This is a genomic window from Pseudomonadota bacterium (genome assembly GCA_039196715.1).
Lineage (GTDB): Bacteria > Pseudomonadota > Gammaproteobacteria > CALCKW01 > CALCKW01 > CALCKW01.
Genome location: JBCCUP010000014.1, coordinates 19251 through 38231, shown reverse-complemented (window position 1 = coordinate 38231; position 18981 = coordinate 19251). Strand labels below are relative to the sequence as shown.

General features: G+C 66.0%; 18 protein-coding genes. 10 read left to right on the top strand and 8 right to left on the bottom strand.

Going from position 1 to position 18981, the window contains the following annotated elements; translation table 11 throughout:
* Nucleotides 1-200 precede the first annotated feature (200 nt).
* Entirely contained in the window at nt 201-1019 is an 819-nt protein-coding gene (locus tag AAGA11_07320; protein ID MEM9602656.1) for a phosphate/phosphite/phosphonate ABC transporter substrate-binding protein, read from the top strand.
* Between the two features lie 91 nt (nt 1020-1110).
* On the top strand, nt 1111-2742 hold the full coding sequence (locus AAGA11_07315) for an ATP-binding protein (GenBank protein MEM9602655.1): 1632 nt from the start codon (nt 1111-1113) through the stop codon (nt 2740-2742).
* Here the strand turns inward: AAGA11_07315 and uxuA are convergent.
* Nucleotides 2739-3983, bottom strand: coding sequence for a mannonate dehydratase (gene uxuA / locus AAGA11_07310; GenBank protein MEM9602654.1), 1245 nt, complete (start codon nt 3981-3983; stop codon nt 2739-2741). The genes AAGA11_07315 and uxuA overlap by 4 nt on opposite strands.
* 57 nt (nt 3984-4040) lie before the next feature.
* Between uxuA and uxaC the strand changes: the two genes are divergently transcribed.
* Nucleotides 4041-5450, top strand: coding sequence for a glucuronate isomerase (gene uxaC, locus AAGA11_07305; GenBank protein ID MEM9602653.1), 1410 nt, complete (start codon nt 4041-4043; stop codon nt 5448-5450).
* Complete coding sequence (locus AAGA11_07300) at nt 5447-6760, top strand: mannitol dehydrogenase family protein (protein ID MEM9602652.1); 1314 nt, start codon at nt 5447-5449, stop codon at nt 6758-6760. Before uxaC ends, AAGA11_07300 begins: the two co-directional genes overlap by 4 nt.
* Nucleotides 6761-6786: 26 nt before the next feature.
* On the opposite strand, the gene AAGA11_07295 is transcribed toward AAGA11_07300, so the two are convergent.
* The 3 genes from AAGA11_07295 to soxR form a co-directional block, all read right to left on the bottom strand.
* Complete coding sequence (locus AAGA11_07295) at nt 6787-7707, bottom strand: DMT family transporter (protein ID MEM9602651.1); 921 nt, start codon at nt 7705-7707, stop codon at nt 6787-6789.
* Nucleotides 7708-7733: 26 nt separating this feature from the next.
* Nucleotides 7734-8654: a manganese-dependent inorganic pyrophosphatase gene (locus AAGA11_07290; protein ID MEM9602650.1), complete on the bottom strand. Its 921-nt coding sequence runs from the start codon at nt 8652-8654 to the stop codon at nt 7734-7736.
* A gap of 195 nt (nt 8655-8849) precedes the next feature.
* Complete coding sequence (soxR, locus tag AAGA11_07285; GenBank protein MEM9602649.1) at nt 8850-9296, bottom strand: redox-sensitive transcriptional activator SoxR; 447 nt, start codon at nt 9294-9296, stop codon at nt 8850-8852.
* A 67-nt stretch (nt 9297-9363) separates the two neighbouring features.
* On the opposite strand from soxR, the gene AAGA11_07280 reads away from it, so the two are divergent.
* Nucleotides 9364-9747: a VOC family protein gene (locus AAGA11_07280; GenBank protein MEM9602648.1), complete on the top strand. Its 384-nt coding sequence runs from the start codon at nt 9364-9366 to the stop codon at nt 9745-9747.
* 10 nt (nt 9748-9757) lie between these two features.
* Here AAGA11_07280 and AAGA11_07275 read toward each other — a convergent pair whose 3' ends face one another.
* The 3 genes from AAGA11_07275 to AAGA11_07265 all read right to left on the bottom strand — a co-directional run bounded on the left by AAGA11_07275 (nt 9758) and on the right by AAGA11_07265 (nt 12573).
* The gene (locus AAGA11_07275) at nt 9758-10750 is read right to left on the bottom strand and encodes a biotin-dependent carboxyltransferase family protein (GenBank protein MEM9602647.1); all 993 of its coding nucleotides are present in this window, start codon (nt 10748-10750) and stop codon (nt 9758-9760) included.
* Entirely contained in the window at nt 10747-11487 is a 741-nt protein-coding gene (locus tag AAGA11_07270) for a carboxyltransferase domain-containing protein (GenBank protein ID MEM9602646.1), read from the bottom strand. Before AAGA11_07270 ends, AAGA11_07275 begins: the two co-directional genes overlap by 4 nt.
* Before the next feature lie 321 nt (nt 11488-11808).
* Nucleotides 11809-12573 (bottom strand): 5-oxoprolinase subunit PxpA, encoded by a 765-nt coding sequence (locus AAGA11_07265; protein ID MEM9602645.1) that lies wholly within the window; start codon nt 12571-12573, stop codon nt 11809-11811.
* 89 nt (nt 12574-12662) lie between these two features.
* Between AAGA11_07265 and AAGA11_07260 the strand changes: the two genes are divergently transcribed.
* Nucleotides 12663-13520 (top strand): DUF1989 domain-containing protein, encoded by an 858-nt coding sequence (locus tag AAGA11_07260; protein ID MEM9602644.1) that lies wholly within the window; start codon nt 12663-12665, stop codon nt 13518-13520.
* A gap of 4 nt (nt 13521-13524) precedes the next feature.
* On the opposite strand, the gene AAGA11_07255 is transcribed toward AAGA11_07260, so the two are convergent.
* A complete protein-coding gene (locus tag AAGA11_07255) occupies nt 13525-14442 on the bottom strand; it encodes a LysR family transcriptional regulator (protein ID MEM9602643.1) in 918 nt (305 codons plus the stop codon).
* Nucleotides 14443-14551: 109 nt separating this feature from the next.
* Here AAGA11_07255 and AAGA11_07250 point away from each other — a divergent pair, with 109 nt between their 5' ends.
* The 4 genes from AAGA11_07250 to AAGA11_07235 all read left to right on the top strand — a co-directional run bounded on the left by AAGA11_07250 (nt 14552) and on the right by AAGA11_07235 (nt 18981).
* Nucleotides 14552-15535: an ABC transporter ATP-binding protein gene (locus AAGA11_07250; GenBank protein MEM9602642.1), complete on the top strand. Its 984-nt coding sequence runs from the start codon at nt 14552-14554 to the stop codon at nt 15533-15535.
* Between the two features lie 41 nt (nt 15536-15576).
* Nucleotides 15577-16887 carry an extracellular solute-binding protein gene (locus AAGA11_07245; GenBank protein MEM9602641.1) on the top strand — a complete coding sequence of 437 codons (1311 nt, stop codon included), beginning with the start codon at nt 15577-15579 and terminating at the stop codon, nt 16885-16887.
* A gap of 114 nt (nt 16888-17001) precedes the next feature.
* Nucleotides 17002-17859, top strand: a complete 858-nt coding sequence (locus AAGA11_07240; GenBank protein ID MEM9602640.1) for an ABC transporter permease — start codon at nt 17002-17004, stop codon at nt 17857-17859.
* A gap of 285 nt (nt 17860-18144) precedes the next feature.
* A complete protein-coding gene (locus tag AAGA11_07235) occupies nt 18145-18981 on the top strand; it encodes an ABC transporter permease (protein MEM9602639.1) in 837 nt (278 codons plus the stop codon).

Below are 18981 nucleotides of genomic sequence, written 5' to 3'. Positions count from 1 at the left end.
GTGGCGGTGTGGGCAGCTTGCCAACTGGAAACACAGGGGTTCCGGTCGCGCTGCGTGCTCCCCACAAGGCGGCAGCGCCAGCGGAAACTTGAGCGTGGTTGGCCACCGGTTCAGGGGTAGAGGTTGGCTGGGATGTCACTCAAGTTCGTGCTCGAGCGGTCGACAACCGGGGTCGGGTCAAACCATCGGAGCCATTGCCTGTGAAGAAAACCCCTTTCGTTGCTGCTGCCTTGTGTCTCACGCTGTCAGGTGTGATCAAGGCCGAGACCGTCACGTTCAGCGTTGTACCGCAACAGTCCGCCAGCAAGCTGGCGCGCTTGTGGACGCCGATCGTCGTCTATCTCAGTGAGAAGACAGGACACGATGTCCGGTTCACCACCGCCAAGGACATTCCGACATTCGAGCAGCGTTTGTCAGAGGGGCAATACGATCTCGCGTACATGAACCCGTACCACTACACCGTGTTCAGCGCGTCACCTGGCTACGAGGCCTTTGCACGGCAGCAAGACAAGCGCATCAAGGGCATCATGATCGTGCGCAAAGACAGTCCTGTCACCGAGCTCGAGGAGCTCGAGGGCGAGAAGCTGGCCTTTCCGTCGCCTGCCGCCTTCGCCGCGAGCGTGCTGCCGCGTTCCCACTTGCGCTCGGAAGCGATCGACTTCACGCCTCAGTACGTGTCGTCTCACGACTCGGTGTACCTTGGTGTTGCCCGGGGCCTGTTCCCGGCCGGCGGTGGTGTGATGCGCACGTTCAACAACACCGATCAGGCCGTGCGCGACCAACTCAAGGTGCTGTGGACAACCAAGACCTACACACCGCACGCCTTCGCGGCGCACCCACGCGTGCCGCAAGCGGTGGTCGATGACATCGCGCAGGCGATGCTCGACATGAACAGCGACCCCAAAGGTCAGGCCTTGCTCAAGTCCATCAATTTCACGGGCATGCAGACGGCCGTCAACGCCGATTGGAACGACGTGCGCGGGCTCGGCATCGAGCTGCTCGCTGATCTCGTCCAATAGGTGTCCACAGCGCGCACGCGTCAACCCGCACCGGGTGGCGCGTGCCCGCGGTTGACGTACCAGTCCATCACTGGAGTAGCGGGGTGACTGTGTGTCGTTGAGGCTCAAAACCATCCTGGGGGTGGCCGCGATCGAGGCGGTGCTGCTGGCACTGCTGGTCACCACCGTGCTGAATTTCATGCGAAGTGACAGCGAGCAAGCGCTGATCCAGCGCGCGGAAACCGCGTCTGCGTTGTTTGCGACGACCACCAAGGACGCGGTGCTGTCTTTCGACCTGGCCTCCTTGGACGCGTTTACGCTCGAGGCCCTGAAAAACCCGGGGATGGTGTACGCGCGCGTGGTTGGGTCGGACGGCTCGGTGTTTGCCGAAGCGGGCGACGCCGAGGCCCTGACGCGCCCGTTCGAGAGCGACGCCACACTCGAGGGCGTCACCGACGGCGTGTTCGACCAGTCTGCCGCCATTGAAGAGGGCGGTGTGACCTACGGCCAGGTCCAACTCGGGCTGAGCACCGACAGCATCGCTGTGGCTCTGGCCGAGGCGCGCAAGCTGGCGGGGTCAATCGCGCTTGCCGAGATGGGTCTTGTGGCGTTGTTCTCGTTTTTCCTCGGCACCTATCTGACGCACCAGCTCAAGGCGCTGCACCGCGGCGCGCAGCAGATTTCCGAAGGTGAGCTGGAAGTCGACGTGCCGGTGCGGGGCCGTGACGAGGTCGCGGACGTGGCGGTGGCGTTCAACGCGATGGTCGGCAACCTGCGCGAGACGCGCAAACGGCGCGACCAGTACGACCGCGAGCTCGAGGAGCTCAACCGCACCCTGGAGGACCGGGTCGCGCGGCGCACGCTGTCATTGCAGGAAAAAAACGACGAGTTGTCAGACGCTTACGAGACGATCAAGTCGGCGCAAGCGCAGTTGCTGCAGTCCGAGAAGATGGCGTCGGTAGGTCAGCTGGCTGCGGGTGTGGCGCACGAGATCAACAACCCGGTCGGCTTCATCAACAGCAACCTCGAGACCCTGCGAGATTACATTGTGCTCTACCAGGGCCTGATCGCGCGCTACGCCGAGTTGGCGCAGCTCGACGACGCCGACGCGCGCGCCGCGCTGGCCGCCGACATTGCCACACTGGAGGACGACGAGGACTTCGACTTCGTCAACGACGATATCCGCTCGTTGTTGAGTGATTCGATCGAGGGCGCCAAGCGCGTGCGCGAGATCGTCCAGGGCATGAAGAACTTCTCGCACGCCGACAGCACCGAGCGCGAGTGGGTTGATGTCAACGCCTGCGTCGACTCGGCGCTGAAGGTCGCGGCCAACGAACTGAAATACAAGTGCGAGGTGATCACGTCGCTCGCGGACATACCCGCGGTTCACTGCAACGCGGGGCAGTTGAACCAGGTTGTACTCAACCTGATCGTCAACGCGAGTCACGCCATCGAGGAGCGGGGCGCGATCACGGTGACCACCGAACACCAGGGGGATGCCGTGTCAATCGCCATCGCCGACACCGGCACGGGCATCGAGCAGGCGCACCTCGACAAGCTGTTTGAACCCTTCTTCACGACCAAACCGGTCGGGCAGGGTACCGGTCTCGGGCTGGCCATCGTCTACGGTATCGTCACCGACCACGGCGGCGAGATCAGCGTCGACAGCGAGCTTGGGCGTGGCACGACCTTCACGATTCGCTTGCCGATCCAGGCTGGCGCGTCGGAGCCCGTGGCTGCTTAGATCGAGGCGCGCGAGTGCGTGAACGCGGCCATCGCGCCGCGGAGCTCGGCGAGGCCGCGCAGCCGGCCGATCAGTGGGTAGCCCGGCATACCATCGCGGCCGAGGTCGTCCAGCAGGTCGTGGCCGTGGTCCGGGCGGAACGGGATCGTGTGATCGTCTCGCCCTGCCGCGCGCCGGCGGGCTTCCTCGTCCAGCAAGGCGCCGAGGGTGGCCACGAGGTCGGTGTCACCGGCGAGGTGCTCATCCTCGAAGAACGAGACCTTGCCGCCACCGACCGGGCCGTCGCGACGCGTGGTGCGCAGGTGCACGAAGTGGATGTGCGATCCCAGGCGTTCGACAAAACCCACCGGGTCGAAGCCCGGGCTCACCCCGAGTGAGCCAGTGCAGAAGGTGATGCCGTTGGCGGCCGACGGCACGGCGTCGACAAGCCAGCGGTAGTCTGCTTCGGTCGAGAGGATACGCGGCAGCCCGAGCAGGGCGAACGGGGGGTCGTCCGGGTGGCAACACAGGCGCATGCCGAGCCGCTCGGCGGTGGGCACCACCTCGGCGAGAAAATCGGTGGCGTTGGCCCGCAGTGTTGCGGCGTCAACGCACTGCCAGGCCGCGAGCATGTCACGCACCTCGCCGAGGCTGAGTTGATCGTTGGCACCCGGCAGGCCGGCGACGACGTTGTTGATCAGGGTCTGTTTGTCCTCTTCGGAGAGCGTGGACAGGCGCGCGTCGGCTGCGGCGACGGTGGCGTCGTCGAAGTCGTCTGCGGCTCCTTCGCGGGCCAGCAGGTGGATGTCGAACACCGCGAACTCGACGAGGTCGAAGGCCATCGTCGTGCCGCCGTGTGGCAGGCGTTTGCGCAGCGACGTGCGGGTCCAGTCGAGCACCGGCATGAGGTTGTAGCAGACCGTGTCGATGCCGCAGGCGTGCAGGTTCTCGAGGCTGGTGCGGTAGTTCGCTGCGTGTCGGCTGAAGTCGGCGGCCTTGCGCTTGATCGCATCCGACACCGGCAGGCTCTCGACCACCGACCAGGCGAGCCCGCCCTCGCCACCGTCCGTGCGCTGCTGCAGTGCCGCCTGACGGGCGCGGATGGCCGGTTCGGTCCACACCTCGCCGTTGGGCACGTCATAGAGCGCGGTGACCACCGCCTCGACGCCGGCCTGCAGCATGTGTTGAACGTGCACCGGGTCGGTGTCCGGGCCGAACCAACGCCAGGTCTGTTGCATCGGGGCCTCACTGAATTCGTGCATCTGGGAACTGCTATGCTAGCGGCCCGTTTGCCGCTCTGGCAACACCAGGATAATGCAATGGCGACCCCTGTCTTGGCGCTCGACACCGGCGCGACCGCGTTGTACGAAACCGTGGCCGACTTGCCCATCGTGTCGCCTCACGGGCACTGTGACCCGCACTGGTTTGCCGGAGATTCCCCCTTCAGTGACCCGGCGGCACTGCTGGTGACGCCGGATCACTACGTGTTCCGGCTGCTCTACAGCCACGGTGTGTCGCTCGGTGCACTCGGCATCGGTCCTGGCGCCGAGAGTGACCCGCGCACCGTGTTTCGGCGCTTTGCCAGTCATTGGCACCACTTTCTCGGCACCCCGAGCGGGCTCTGGATCGGTCACACACTGCGAACACAATTTGGCTACGACGGTGCCCTGAACGACGAGACAGCGGACACGGTCTACGACCGGATCGACGCCGCGTTGCAGACCCCCGCGTTGCGACCGCGGGCCCTGATCGAGCAGATGGACGTGCGCGTGCTGGCCACCACCGACGGTGCGCTCGACGACTTGGCGGCCCACGCGCGCGTCGCCGCCGAGACACGGGGCTGGCGCATGGTGCCGACCTTCCGGCCGGACTCGGTGGTCAACCCCGAACACCCCCGTTTCGATACCGACCTCGCTGCCCTCGAATCGCTGACTGACCTCGCCATCATCGACATCCGCAGCTGGTGCGATGCGCTGCGGGCGCGGCGTGCCCACTTCCTGGCCCACGGCGCGACCGCGACCGACCACGACGTGCCGCACTTGCACACACAGTGGCTGGCCGAGGAACAGGCGAATCGGCTGTTCAGTCGGGTGCGTGCCGGGCAGGCTTCGGTTGCACAGCGGCGTGAGCTGTACGGCCACATGCTGGTCGAACTCGCCCTGATGTCGCGCGACGATGGCCTGGTCATGCAGCTGCACGTCGGCGCCACCCGCTCGACCAACCGCGCACTCGCTGAGGCTTACGGGCCCGACATGGGCGCGGACATTCCGCACCGTGCCGACTGGGTCGGCGGCCTGGACGCGCTGCTCAACGTGGTTGGCAACGACCCGTCGATGCGCTTGATCGCGTTCAGCCTTGACGAGTCAGCCTATGCTCGGGAACTCGCGCCGATGGCTGGGCACTGGCCCGCGCTTCGCCTCGGACCGCCGTGGTGGTTCCACGACAGCCCGAACGGCATCGCGCGGTTTTTCGATCAGGTCGTCGAGACCGCCGGGTACGGCAACCTCGCCGGCTTCAACGACGACACGCGGGCCTTTCTCTCCATCCCGGCACGGCATGACCTGTGGCGCCGTTGCGTCGCGAACCACCTCGCCGGGCAAGTGGCGCGCGGCCACTTTGGCCGCACGGACGCCGAGGTGCTGGCACGTCGGCTGTCAGTGGACCTGGCGGTGGACGCCTACTGCCTGGGCCCGGTGATGCAGGCAATCGACGCGGAGCGCGCCGCGTGACCACGGTGCTGCACCTCGGGCTTGGCAACTTTCACCGTGCGCACCAGGCCTGGTACACCGCCCACGCGCCCGGAACGTGGTCGATTCTCGGGGTGTCGTTGCGCTCGGCGTCGGTGCGCGATGCGCTCGCCGCGCAGGGCTGGCGTTACACACTCGCGATCAAGGACCACCGTGGTGCCCACTACGAGACCCTCGGTGTGTTGCGCGGTGTGCTGGTCGCGCCGGAGTCCCCGGAGGCGGTGCTCGACGCCGTCGCAGCTGTGGACACCGCCTGCGTCACCATCACGGTGACCGAGAAAGGCTACACCCTCGACGCCGAGGGCGAGCTCGACACACAGCACCCGGACGTGCAGCACGACCTGCAGAACGCGTCACCTCGCACGCTGGTCGGGTACCTCGCACGCGGGCTGGCGCGTCGGGTGGCGCAGCGAGCCCCGGCGATCACCGTGTTCAGCTGTGACAACCTGCCCGGCAACGGGCGGAAACTGCAGCGGGCTGTGGCCCGCTTCTGTGCGCTCGCCGGCATCGAGGTGCCGTTGGCTTCGATCGCGGCGTTTCCGGACAGCATGGTGGACCGCATCACGCCAGCGACCACTCCGGCGCTCGAGGCGGAGTGCGAGGCGCAGGCCTCGGGCCCGAGTCGGGCGGCGGTGGAAACCGAGCGCTTCAGTGAGTGGGTCATCGAGCGCCGCACCGTTGGCACGGTGCCCGACTGGGGCGCCGTCGGGGTGCAGTGGGTCGACGACGTGGCGCCGTTCGAGCAGCGCAAACTGCGGTTGCTGAACGGCACGCACACGCTGATGGCGCACCTTGGCCGCTGGCGAGGACACACGTACGTCCACGAAGCCATCGCCGACCCGGTGGTCGAGGCCGCAGTCGACGACCTGATGGCCGAGGCCGTTGACACCCTCGTGGGGACTGCGGCCGACGGGGTGGTGGCCTACTGCAGTGCATTGAAAACACGCTACGCGAACCCGGCGTTGCGCCACGCGCTGGCGCAGATCGCCGTCGACAGCAGTATCAAGCTCGGTGTCCGTGTGGCACCGGTGCTGCTTGAGCGCGCTGCGCGGGGCCTGCCAAGCCCGGCGTGCTACCGGGCACTGGCTGCCTGGGTTGCACAAAGCGCGGCCGACATCGCGCAGGGTGTCGGGGTCGCCGACCCGGCCCGGTCCACGCTGCAGGCGGCGCTCGACGCCGGTCGGTCGCGTAACGACCAGGTGCGTGCGGCTGTGTCGTTGGTGGCATCAGCGCTCGACACCGAGGCGCACGTCGACAACGTGGTGTCCGCCTGGCCCGCACCGCCGACCTGAAGCTGCACACAGCGCGTCGGCCCGACTCAACCGCGTTGCGGCGTCTGGCCCGGGCGGGAAATCAGCCAACCCGACAGGGCGATGAGTGCCATGCCCGTCACGGCGAGTGCGCTCGGCCACTCGCGCCAGAACAACCAGGCAAAGGCGGAGGCGAACACCAGCAGGGTGTACTCGAGGACCGCGACGCGCGTGGGCAGCCCGTGCTGGTAAGCGAAGGTCAGGAGACCGATTGCAAGACTGGCACACAGGGCATGGAAGGCAGTCAGCCCGGCTGCCTGCAGAGTCAGTGGTTGCCAACCGAGCGTCACGAACGCTGGCGCCGATGCCGGCAACGCCGGTGACAGGACGGCGATCCCCACCAACGCCACGGCCCCAAGGGCGCCGAGCGCGGTGAATACCGCAATCGAGAGCACCACGGTGGATTCGTCAGGGCAGTACTCCCGGGCAATGACATTGGCGCAGGCGTAGAAGAAGCCGGCCAGCACCGGCAGGGTCAGAATGGCACTGGCCTCACCACCGCCAGGCAGCGTGATGCAGGCCATGCCGGCGAAGCCGAGTGCGACAGCGACCACGTGGCGGCGCCGGAGGGGGTGCTTGAACCCGAGTCTGCTGATCAGGACGACAAAGACCGGTGCGGTGAAGAGGCCCGCGACCACGGTGCCGATCGGCAGGAAGGCGAGTGACGCGAAATAGAGGTACATCGCGAGGCCGACCAGCACGCCGCGCCACACGACTGGCGCGCCGCGTTGCCACCCGAGCGGCAGCCCACGCCAGCGTGCGAACGCAAGCAGACCGCAGCCGGCCAGCAGCGAGCGCAGGAGGTGGAATTGGTGCAGGCCGATGTCGGCCGCGATCAGGCGGATCAGGTTGTCGGCGATGCCGAGGATGAACATCGCCGTCAGCACGCACGCCGCGGTGCGCGAGGCCGACAAGTCGTGCGATGCCATGCCGCGCACTCAGCGTGCGCGTCGGCTCAGACGCTCAGGCTCGGGATGATCTGCTTCTTGCGGCTCATGATGCCGGGCAGGACCACGGTGTCGCCGTCGACGCTCGCGTTGAAGGATTTCTCGGCCACCGCCTTGACGGTGTCGTTGGGCACCAGCAGGGTGGCTTCTTCCTTGAGGATGTCGATCACGAACAACAGCACCTGGTCCGCACCGTCCTCGGCCGCGACCGTTGCCATGCTCTGCATCAGGCTCGCCTTGCGCGTGAGGACCGTGTCGGGTGAGGTGGTCTCGAGCACGGAGACGCGGAACGCGGTGCCGCCCACGCTGTATTCCTTCGAGTCCATGCGCAGGAGCTCGGCGTCCGAGAAGCGCGAGACGTCCGATTTGGCCGCGAACATCTCGTCGCTGTAGGCCGTGATGTCGACGCCGAGGTCGTCGGCCAGTTGTCGGCTGACGGCGATGTCGTGGTCGGTGGTGGTCGGGCTGCGAAACGCGAGCGTGTCGGAGAGGATGCACGACAGGGCCGCGCCCTTGATCGGGTCGGGCATGCGCGCGGCGTCGTCGCCCATCAGATCGATCATGATCGTTGCGGTGCAAGCCAGCGGCCGCACCGTGATGTCGATCGGACCGCGGGTTTCGAGTCCGCCGACCAGCTTGTGGTGGTCGATGATCGCCGTGACGTTGGCGTTGTTGATGTTGGCCGGCAATTCGGCCGGGTTGTTGGTGTCGACGATGACGCAGTCGGCGTCGGTGTCGATGTCGTCAATGATCTCGGGTTGCTCGAAGCCCCAGCGCTTGAGCACGAATGCGGCCTCGGTGTTCGGTTCACCGAGCAGCCGCGGCTCGGCGGCGATCCCCTTGACTTCGTTGAGGTACCAGCTCCACACGATCGGCGACCCGGTGGAATCGGTGTCCGGTGACTTGTGGCCAAAAATCAGGGTGCTCATGAGGTCCTCAACTTGAAACGTGTCGCTAGGGGGCGGCGGGTCGACCCGCACACGCCGCTACCGGCAGACTGCACGGGCTGTGCCGTCAGCAGGCGCCGGACGGCGCAAACCGCGCATTGTAGCGCCTTTTTTCAAGGCTGTACCGTGCGCGCCCGCACGTCATGACGACGGCGTGCGGTGTATCGGCGCGTCGCTTCAGCCGTCATCGGGCAGCACGTACCGCGGACCCGCGCCGCCGCTCGCCGCCCGGTCGTCAGGGTTGTAGAGGTGGCAGCGTTTCAGCGAGAGGCAGCCACAGCCAATGCAGCCGTCGAGCGCGTCGCGGGTGCGTTCCAGCGTGGCGATGCGGGCGTCGAGATCATGCCGTATGCGCTGCGCCAGCCGCCGCCAGTCAGCCTGTGTCGGCGTGCGTTCGTCTGGCAGGTGGCGCAGCAGAGCCCCGATGGTCTCCAGGCTGTAGCCCAGTTGTTGCGTGATGCGGATGAACCCCAGCCGCCGCAGGTTGGAGCGCGGGAACAGGCGCGTGCCGCCGGTGCTGCGGCGGGCCTGGAGCAGGCCGGCGTCGGCGTAGTACCGAATCGCGGAGACCGCGACGCCGCTGCGTTTGGCGAGCTGGCCAATGGCCAGATGCGGTTCTTTCATGCGGGGCTTGATCTCAAGTTGACTTTAGATCGTAGACTGTCGCCACACTGACTCAAGGAGCACCGACATGCAACCTGCCGTACTCGAACACCTGAACGTGACCGTGCCGGACATCGAGAGCACGGCATCCCTCCTGTGTGAGCTGTTCGACTGGCAGGTCCGGTGGCAGGGCGACTCGATCTACAGCGGCTTCTCGATGCACGTGGGTGGCCCGTCGAGCTACATCGCGCTGTACACGCCGGCAGGGGACGCAGCGGATGCGGTGGATTCGTACAACACGGCCCGTGGGTTAAACCACGTCAGCGTGACGGTGGAGGCGCTGGACACCGTCGAAGCGCGGGTAGTCGCGGCCGGGCTCGAGCCGCACAGCCATGCCGACTACGAGCCCGGGCGGCGGTTCTACTTCAAACTGCCCAATGGCCTCGAGGTGGAGGTCGTGAGCTACGTCTGAGCGTGCGCTGTCACGGCGTCCGGGTGGCAGACACCACGCCGCTGATGAGGTTTGCAGAGAGCAGGCGCGTCCCGTCGAGCGCGCCCGGTGTGCGAAGCCAATCCGCGAGTGCGGCGGCCTGCGCTGTGCGCAGGTGCGCAGCCTCGTCCAGGGAGCACGGGACGAAGCGCAGCGTGTCGCCGGTCCGGGCCTGCGCGACCCGCGGCAGGTCGACGCTGATCACGGTGGCGATCTTCGGGTAGCCTCCGGTGGTGCCGCGGTCAGCCATGAGCACAAAGGGCTGACCGCTGCCGGGCACCTGGACAGCGCCAAACGCGATGCCGTCGGAGAGGATGTCGTGGCTGCCACGGTGGGTGAGTGCGTCGCCGACCAGCGAGGTCGCCATGCGGTCACTGGCCGGCCCGACAGTCCAGGTCTGGCTGTAGAACCGTGCCACCGCCTCGTCGGGAAAGTAATCCAGCTGTGGCCCCGGCAGCACGCGCAGCTCCGGTGCACCGTGGTCCAGCGGGGGCAGTGAGCGGCGTTCGGCCAGTGGCGCGTGGGGGCGCAGTTCGAATCGATCGCCGGCGCTCAGCGGCCCATGTGGCCCCACACCGGAGCGCAGGTGTGTGGCGTAGGCGCCGAGCACGGGTGCCACGGACCAGTCGGCGTGTGCGCCGAAATACGCGAAGCGGCCGTTGGGGCCGGGCTTGATATCAAGTACCTGATTGGGCTGCAGTGTGAGCCTGGCGCTCGCACCGCAAGCCTCACCGTCCAGGCTGACGCGGAAGCCGGGGCTGGTTACCGCGACGGTGGTCGGGTTGTCGACCGACACGCTCAGTCCGCCGAGTGGTATTTCGATCAGGGGCGTCTCGCCCGGTGCGTGGCCGAGCAGGCGCCAGACAGCGGCGGCGGCGACCGCGTCCATGACACCGGCCTGGTTGATGCCGTAGCGCAGATAGCCGGTCCGCCCGAGGTCCTGCAGCGTCGTGAGCGGCCCGGCCTGGACGATGTGCAGGCTCACAGCGGGGTCGCCACACGTTCACCGGCGCAAGCGCGGGCGTAGAGCGCGCGCCAGTCATCGAGGCCCACGGCGTCGAATTGCACGCTGTCGCCGACGTCGAAACACACCGGTGGGTCTGCCTCGAGCTGCAGTGTCGGCTGCGCGATGCGACCGATGACATACCAGCCGGTGGGCATCGCGCGGGCGGTGATCATGGCCTGACCCCCGGCGATCATCACCGCGTCGTCCGGCGTCGGTGGGCGCGGTTTCTCACGCCGCGGCAGGTTCAGGCTGTCGGGGCAGCCGGCGAGGTAGGCCCACCCCGGGGCGAAACCGTAGAGTGCAATCTCGAAGCGGGTGCCTGTGTGGGCGCGCACGAGCGCGTCGACACTGATGCCGAGGACGTCTGCCGCCTCGCCGATGTCCTCGGCGACGGCAGGGTCGTAGCAGACGGGTACGCGCCAGGCCGTGCCCGCGGTCGTGCCGGTGTCGGCACGGCTGATCAGTTCCGCCACGGCGGCGAGCAGGTCACCGTGCGCCAGGCGGTCAGGGTCGTAGCGCACCAACACCGCTGCGTAGCTCGGCAAGTGGTCGAGCAGGCCGGGCAGGTCGGCCTCGCCGAGCGCGCGCGACAAGGCGCGTGCTCGGTGCTGAAACGCCGGTTTGGCGGTGCGGCCGAATTCGATGTGCAATGCCCCGTCGCCGAGGGGCACGGCTCGCCAGTCCGGTCGGGCGTCCAGTGAGGTGGGAGGGGTCATTGCACAGGTCATCGCTTGGTGGTCAGTGCCCGCCGAGGACGCCAGGCAACCACTGTGCGAGCGACACAGAGCGATCAAGGCGAGCGTCGAGGCAAGCATGGTCTCGGCGAACGGCAGCGCGCCCTGCGTCGCAACGGACTGGGGGGCATTTTGCCGAACTCCGCGCACCACATACAAATCCCGTTCGACGGTCCACCACGGCGCGGTGCATAAGTCCGCCGGTGCCCGACTCCGCTGCGCGCCGGCGCGGGCATTCAGGCGGTTGCAGCGCGGGCTCGCCGGGCAGCGACGCTCGGGATTGCACGTTGCGCGCAGAGGCCGCTAACAGAAGGGTGCGACCGCCACCCCGAGCTGCTCGATGTGGGCGCGCACCCGCTGCGCGGTTTCCAATGCGTGCACCCCGTCGCCGTGCAGGCACAGGCTGTCGGCGGCGAGCGGCAGGGTCTCGCCGTCGATGGTTGTCACCGTGCCGGCGGTCACGATCTGCTCGACCTGGCGCAGCATCACATCGACATCCGTGTGCACGCTGCCGGCTTGGCTCCGGGGCGCGAGTTGCCCGTTGGCGGCGTAGGCGCGGTCGATGAACGCCTCCTGGCGGTAGCTCAGCGACTGCTTCTCGGCGGCGTCAATGTGGGCGCTGCCACTGATGACCAACCACACGAGCTCGCGGTCCACGCCAGCGATGGCGTCGGCCAGCGCGGCAGCCAGCGCGGGGTTCTCGGCCGACTGGTTCGAGAGAGCGCCGTGCACCTTGACATAGCGAATGCGGGTCCCGGCCAGCGCCGCCATCGCCTGCGCCGCGCCGATCTGGTAGGCCACCATGCGGGTGATATCGGCCAGCGGCAGGCTCAACGGCCGGCGGCCGAAATACGGTTTGTCGTCGTAGCCGGGGTGGGCGCCCAGCGAGACGCCGTGCTCGACCGCGAGCGCGCACACCGACGCCATGTGGTTTGCGTCGCCGGCGTGAAAACCGCAGGCCATGTTGGCGCTGCTGATCACCGACATCAAACCGGCGTCGTCGGTCAGCGGCCACGGCCCATAGCCTTCGCCGAGGTCGGCGTTGAGGTCAATGGAGGTGCCGGCCATACTCGCATTCCGTGTCGGGGGACAGCGCAGTCTATGGACAGCGGCGCATCGATGGCAAACTTGGCGGGGCCAACCAGAGGACCTTTTGCATGGTGACCAGCGCCCCACCCGATGCCGACGCGCGCCGCGGCGTGAAACCCGTCGTCTGCTACGAGACCAGCAAGCTGCCCGATCTCGACCTCGACGCGATGCAAGCCGGTCTCGCCGGCGCGCGCACCGTCGACACCGTTCGGGTGCCACCGCGCGACGCCGCCTGCTTCGAGGTGCCGGCGGGGCACTACTTCCGAATCGTGAACCCCGACGGCCACCAGGTGGGCGACCTCAATCTCTGGTCGCTGGCCAACCTCGACGAGCGCTTCTACAGTGGCAAGACCCGCCAATTGCAAGCCAGTCACATCACGGTGGGCGACCACGTGTGGAGCAATCTGCCGCACCTCAACCCGCTCGCCACCGTCGTTGCAGACTCGCTCGCCTGGTACGGCATCGACGAGTACGGTGGCAGCGTGCACGACGTCATCGGCACCCGCTGCGACCCGTACACCAACTTCCGCCTGCGCGGGGAGGATTACCACCAGTGTTGCCACAGTAACCTCACGCGCGCGCTCGCGGCCCACACCGGCCTCGCGCTCGACGCGGCGGAGCAACACGTGCACGACGTGATCAACGTGTTCATGTGCACCGGCTTCACACTCGACACCCACCAGTACTTCATGAAGGCGACGCCTGCACGGGCCGGTGACAGCATCACCTTCTTTGCTCACACAGCGTTGCTCGGTGGCCTCTCGGCGTGCCCGGGGGGCAACTGCGGCAGCAGCCACTCCGACGACGCCACACCCTGCTACCCGCTCGACGTGGAAATCCTGGCGCCGGCGCACGCGGTGGTGGCCGGCACCGACCCTCGGCTCGACGGCCGCTACGGCGGTGGCCATGGGGTGCCCGCGCGCTGAGGGCTCAGTCGCAGAGCGACGTGTGGTGCTGCAGCGCTGAAATCAGCTGGTTGGCGAATTTCATCGCGGCGATCGAGAGGGTGCGGTTGGCCAGTTGGCCGATGTACAACCGCCCGGCGGTGACGTCCGAGGGCCGCAGCAGGCGCCAGGCGAGGCCGCTCTGCACCAGCGCCTGCTTGGACAGGCTCAGCGGGATGTCGAAGGTCAGCAACTGGCCGTCCTTGACGGTGTTGAGCAGGAACTGTGCGTCCTCGGATTCGACGGCAACCGTCATCGGCAACGCGGCGCGCTGGGCGGCCCGCTCGAGCAGGGTGCGCACACCGGTCGAGCGGGCCGGCAAGGCCAACGGGTGGTTGAGGCACTCGGTCAGCCGCACCGGGCCCGAGGTCGCGGCCAGCGGATGGTGTGCCGGAAACACCGCGACGATGTCCTGGTCCAGGCTGTCGATGATCTGAAATTCCCGTCGTAGCGGGGGCTCGAAGATCAGCGCGATGTCGGCCTCAAGCGAGATCAGCTGCGCTTGCGCCGTGTCGATGTCACAGGGGTTCACCGCAAAGGATACCAACGGGTGCTGGTCGAGGTAGCGGTTGATTTGGCTCGGCAGAAAGTAGGGGATCGCCGCGCGAGTTGAGGCCACGGTGATGTGCCCGCGCCTCACCCCGCTCAAATCGGCCAGTTGCACCTTGAGCCGTTCGTAATCGGTGATCTGCTGGCGGGCGTACATCAGGAACATCTCGCCGGCCGTGTTCAGTCGGACGCCACGCGGCAAGCGTTCGAAGAGTGGTTGCCCGAGCTCGTCCTCGAGGCCGATCAGTTGCCGGTTGAGCGCGGTCGACGTGATCGACTGGGCCTCCGCTGCGGCCCGAATGGAGCCGAGGCGTGCAATCTGCTCAACGCTCTTGAGCAAGTCCAGGTTTCGCATGGCGTTATTACCGCTGCAATAAATGCATCGGTCAAGTGCAAAATTAACTGTTCTCAGCACAGCTCACCGTCGGCACACTGCGCCGCAACCGGTCCAGACAGGCCCTGCCGTGAACAACCGTCACCTCGAATTGGTCAACGTCAGCAAGCGTTTTGACGCGACACCCGCCGTCTCGGGTGTGAGCTTGACTGTGGCCGAGGGTGCGTACGTCTGCATTCTCGGGCCGTCTGGCTGTGGCAAGTCGACCCTGCTGCGAATGGTGGCGGGCCACGAAACCGTGACGGCTGGCGATATCGTGTTGGCGAACCGGAACATCACATCATTGGCGCCGGCGCAGCGCGGCACCGCCATGATGTTTCAGAGCTACGCGCTGTTCCCCCACCTCAGCGTGCGCGACAACGTCGCGTTCCCCTTGCGCATGCGGGGCGAGGTGCTCGCCGCCCGCCACCGCGAGGCCGAGTCCATGCTCGAACGGGTGCAGATGCACCCCTACGCCGACCGCTTCCCGGCACAACTGTCGGGCGGCCAGCAGCAGCGTGTTGCACTCGCGCGCGCAATGATCACCAAACCGCAGGTGTTGCTGCTCGACGAGCCGTTGTCGGCCCTCGACCCCTTCCTGCGCGTGCAGATCCGCAGTGAGCTTCGCCAGTTGCAGCGAGACCTCGGCGTGACCTTTGTGCACGTGACCCACAGCCAGGACGAGGCGCTCGCACTGGCGGACCAGGTGGTGGTCATGAACCACGGCGAGATTCAGCAATCCTCGTCGGCTTTTGATGTGTTCAACAAGCCCGACAGCGAGTTTGTTGCGCGCTTCATCGGCGGACACAACGTGCTGACTTTTGAGGATCAGCGGGTCTCGATCCGCGTCGACCGCATGGGCATCGGCCGACCCTCGCGCGACGGGTTGATGGCCACGGTCACCGACATCGAGTTCCTCGGTGCGACGGTGCTGATCACCTCGGAGCTCAACGGCAATTCGGAACCGGTGGTCGCTCAGCTCGGTGACGACCGTTTCTTTGAAGATCCTTTCGCGGTGGGCGAGCCGGTCTGTCTGACGTGGCGTGAACAGGACGCCCACGCCCTGGCCGCTTGAGCCCACTGCACCGCAACCTGAACAGACCAGAGGACAGAGTGATGACAGACGACACCAATACACCCACGTCGGCAAAGCCCAAGGGCATCACGCGCCGCGCGCTGCTCAAGGGGTCGGCTGCGGCTGCGGGTGCCGCCGTCGGTTCCGGGGCCATCACCGGTTTCCCGATGATCTGGGCACAGGACATCAAGAACGTCACGCTGCGGCAGTTCGGCACCGGTGTCTCCAACCTCAACGAGGTGGCCGCCAAGGTGAAGGAAGACCTCGGCTTCACGCTCGAGATGACGGCCCTCGATTCCGACTCGGTCACCCAGCGCGCGGCGACTCAGCCGAAGTCCTTCGACATCGCCGACATCGAGTATTGGATCTGCAAGAAGGTCTGGGGCGCCGGCAACCTGCAGGCGATGGACACCTCGAAGATCAAGAACTACGACAAGATCGTTGGCACCTTCAAGAGTGGCAAGCTGACACCCGACTCGGTCATTGCCCAGGGCACGGCGCCACACACGGTCGGCTTTGTCGAAGGACCGGATGGCAAGACCTTCGCCGATTCCGAAACCGGCTGGATGACGCTGATTCCGACGATTTACAACGCCGACACCCTCGGCATCCGGCCCGACCTGATCGGTCGCCCGATCAGCAGCTGGACGGAGCTGTTGAATCCCGAGTTCAAGGGCAAGGCCTCGATCCTCGACATCTCCTCGATCGGCATCATGGACGCCGCCATGGTCTGTGAGGCGATGGGCGAGGTCACGTACGGCGACAAGGGCAACATGACCAAGGAAGAGATCGACAAGACCATGGCGATCTTCACCGAGGCGAAAAAAGCCGGTCAGTTCCGGGCGTTCTGGAAGTCCTTTGACGAGAGCGTGAACCTCATGGCCTCGGGCGAAGTGGTGATCCAGTCGATGTGGTCGCCGGCGATCACCGCGGTGCGCTCGAAGGGCATCCCCTGCGTGTACCAGCCGCTGAAAGAAGGCTACCGGTCGTGGGGTGGTGGTCTCGGCCTGTCGGCCAACCTCTCCGGCCTCGAGCTGGACGCGGCGTACGAGTACATCAACTGGTACCTCGACGGTTGGGTCGGCGGCTTCCTGATGCGCCAGGGCTACTACTCGGCGGTGCCGGAGACCTCGAAGAACTACATGTCCGAAGACGAGTGGGGTTTCTGGTTCGAAGGCAAGGCTGCAACGGGGGACATCACCAACCCCTTTGGCGATGTGATGGAGAAGGCTGGCTCGGTCAGGGACGGCGGGTCGTTCTACGACCGGATGGGGGCTGTCGCGTGCTGGAACGCGGTCATGGATGAGAATAAATACATGGTGCGCAAGTGGAACGAGTTCATCGCCGCCTGACGCACTGATTGACGCTGTTTGTGCACGGCCCTCCCGTGGCGTCTCCCTCCTTGTGCGGGGAGGGCCGTGCCCTTTTTTTCATCCCACTCCCTATCGCACCGGCGTCCCCATTGCATGTCTGCTTCCGCCGCTAGCCGCCTGAGCGGGCTCCTGGTGCTCCCGCTGGTCGCGGTGCTCACCCTGTTTCTGGTGGTGCCGGTCTGTCTGATCGTTGTCGTGAGTTTCTGGGACTACAACGAATGGCATTTCTTTCCGGCCTTCATCGTTGACAACTACGCGTACATCTTCTCTTCGAAGGTCACTTGGGCGACCTACCTGCGAACGCTGCAATACACCGTGATCACCTGGGTGTTCTGCACCGCGATCGGTTTCACGGTCGCTTACTTCCTCGCGTTTCACGTGCGCAGTCAGACCTGGCAGATTGCGCTGTTCCTGCTGTGCACGATCCCGTTCTGGACGTCGAATATCATCCGCATGATCTCCTGGATTCCTTTCCTCGGCCGAAACGGCATCGCCAACTCGGTGCTGATCGACGTCGGGGTGATCGATGAACCGCTGGAGTGGTTGCTGTTCTCCGACTTTGCGGTGGTGCTCGCCTTTGTGCACCTCTACACGCTGTTCATGGTGGTGCCGGTCTTCAACACCATGATGCGCATCGACCACTCACTGATCGAAGCGGCCCGTGACGCCGGTGCCAGTGGGTGGCAAACGCTGGTGCACGTGATCCTGCCGCTGACCAAGCCCGGATTGATGATCGGATCGATCTTCATCGTGACCCTGGTGATGGGCGACTTCATCACCGTGCGTTTCATGTCGGGCGGGCAGAGCGCCTCTGTCGGGCGTGTCATCTCGAACGAGATCGCCTTGCTCCAGTACCCGGCTGCCGCAGCAAACGCGGTCATTCTGCTCGCCACCGTGTTGCTGATCGTGTCGGTCATGCTGCGCTACGTCGACATCCGCAAGGAACTCTAGTGCTCCATCCATCTATAAACTACGGATTCAGCGCCCCTATAGTGTGTCGCCGCAAGGCGCAGCGCGAAGGCAATGGCCGAGCCATTGTCGAGCGCTGCAACGACGCGGCGGGACACCACAGGGACGCCCGTAGGGTTAGCGTGTCAGCGCCCCTAGCCGGGCGCCCACCGACAGCGTTGCGCCTCTTGCCCATAGGGTGGCGGGTGGCTATGGGCAAGAGGCGCGCCTTGCTGTGAACGCTGACACGCCAACTGAACTCGCAGGTTATAGATGGATGGAGCACTAATGCGCCGCTCACGCTCGTTCTTCCCGCTTGCCTTTTTCTTCTGTGGCTTCGTGCTGTTCCTCTACGGGCCGGTTATCACCATCGGCATTCTGTCCTTTCAGGGGCCGCGCGGTGGCCTGACCTTTCCAATGAACGGGGCGTCGCTGCACTGGTTCTTCGACCTGTTCGAGGAGCAGGCGGTCGGGGATTTTTGGGGCGCCTTCCGTCGCTCGTTGGCGCTTGGCCTGATGGTCATGGTGACCACGGTGGTCGTGTCCGTCATGGGCGGGCTCGCGTTCCGGCAGCGGTTTCGCGGCGCGACAGTACTTTTCTACCTCGTCATCGCCAGTCTGGTGATTCCGTCGATTCTGGTCTCGCTCGGTGTCGGCCTCGTCTTCAACGTGCTCGACTGGGAAGTGCACTGGAGCACCAGCGGCTTCGGGTCTCAGCTCACCTGGACACTGCCGTTCGGCCTGCTGATCATGTTTGCGGTTTTCAATCGCTTCGACGGCGCCTACGAAGAGGCCGCGCGCGACCTTGGCGCCACCTGGTGGCAAACGCTTCGCCATGTTGTGCTGCCGTTGATTGCGCCGAGTCTGATCGGCGTGGCGCTGTTCGGTTTCACCCTGTCCTACGACGAGTTCGCACGGACCTTGTTGACCTCGGGTTCCTACAACACCTTGCCGTTGGAGATCTTCGGCATGACCACCAACGTGACAACCCCGGTGCTCTACGCACTTGGCACTGTCACGACGGTATTTTCGTTGTCGATCATCGTGGCGTTCCTGGTCGTGGCGCGCATGCAACGGCAACGGGTCGCCCGGTGCACGCAACCCCTCGAACGCGGCGGGCGCTGA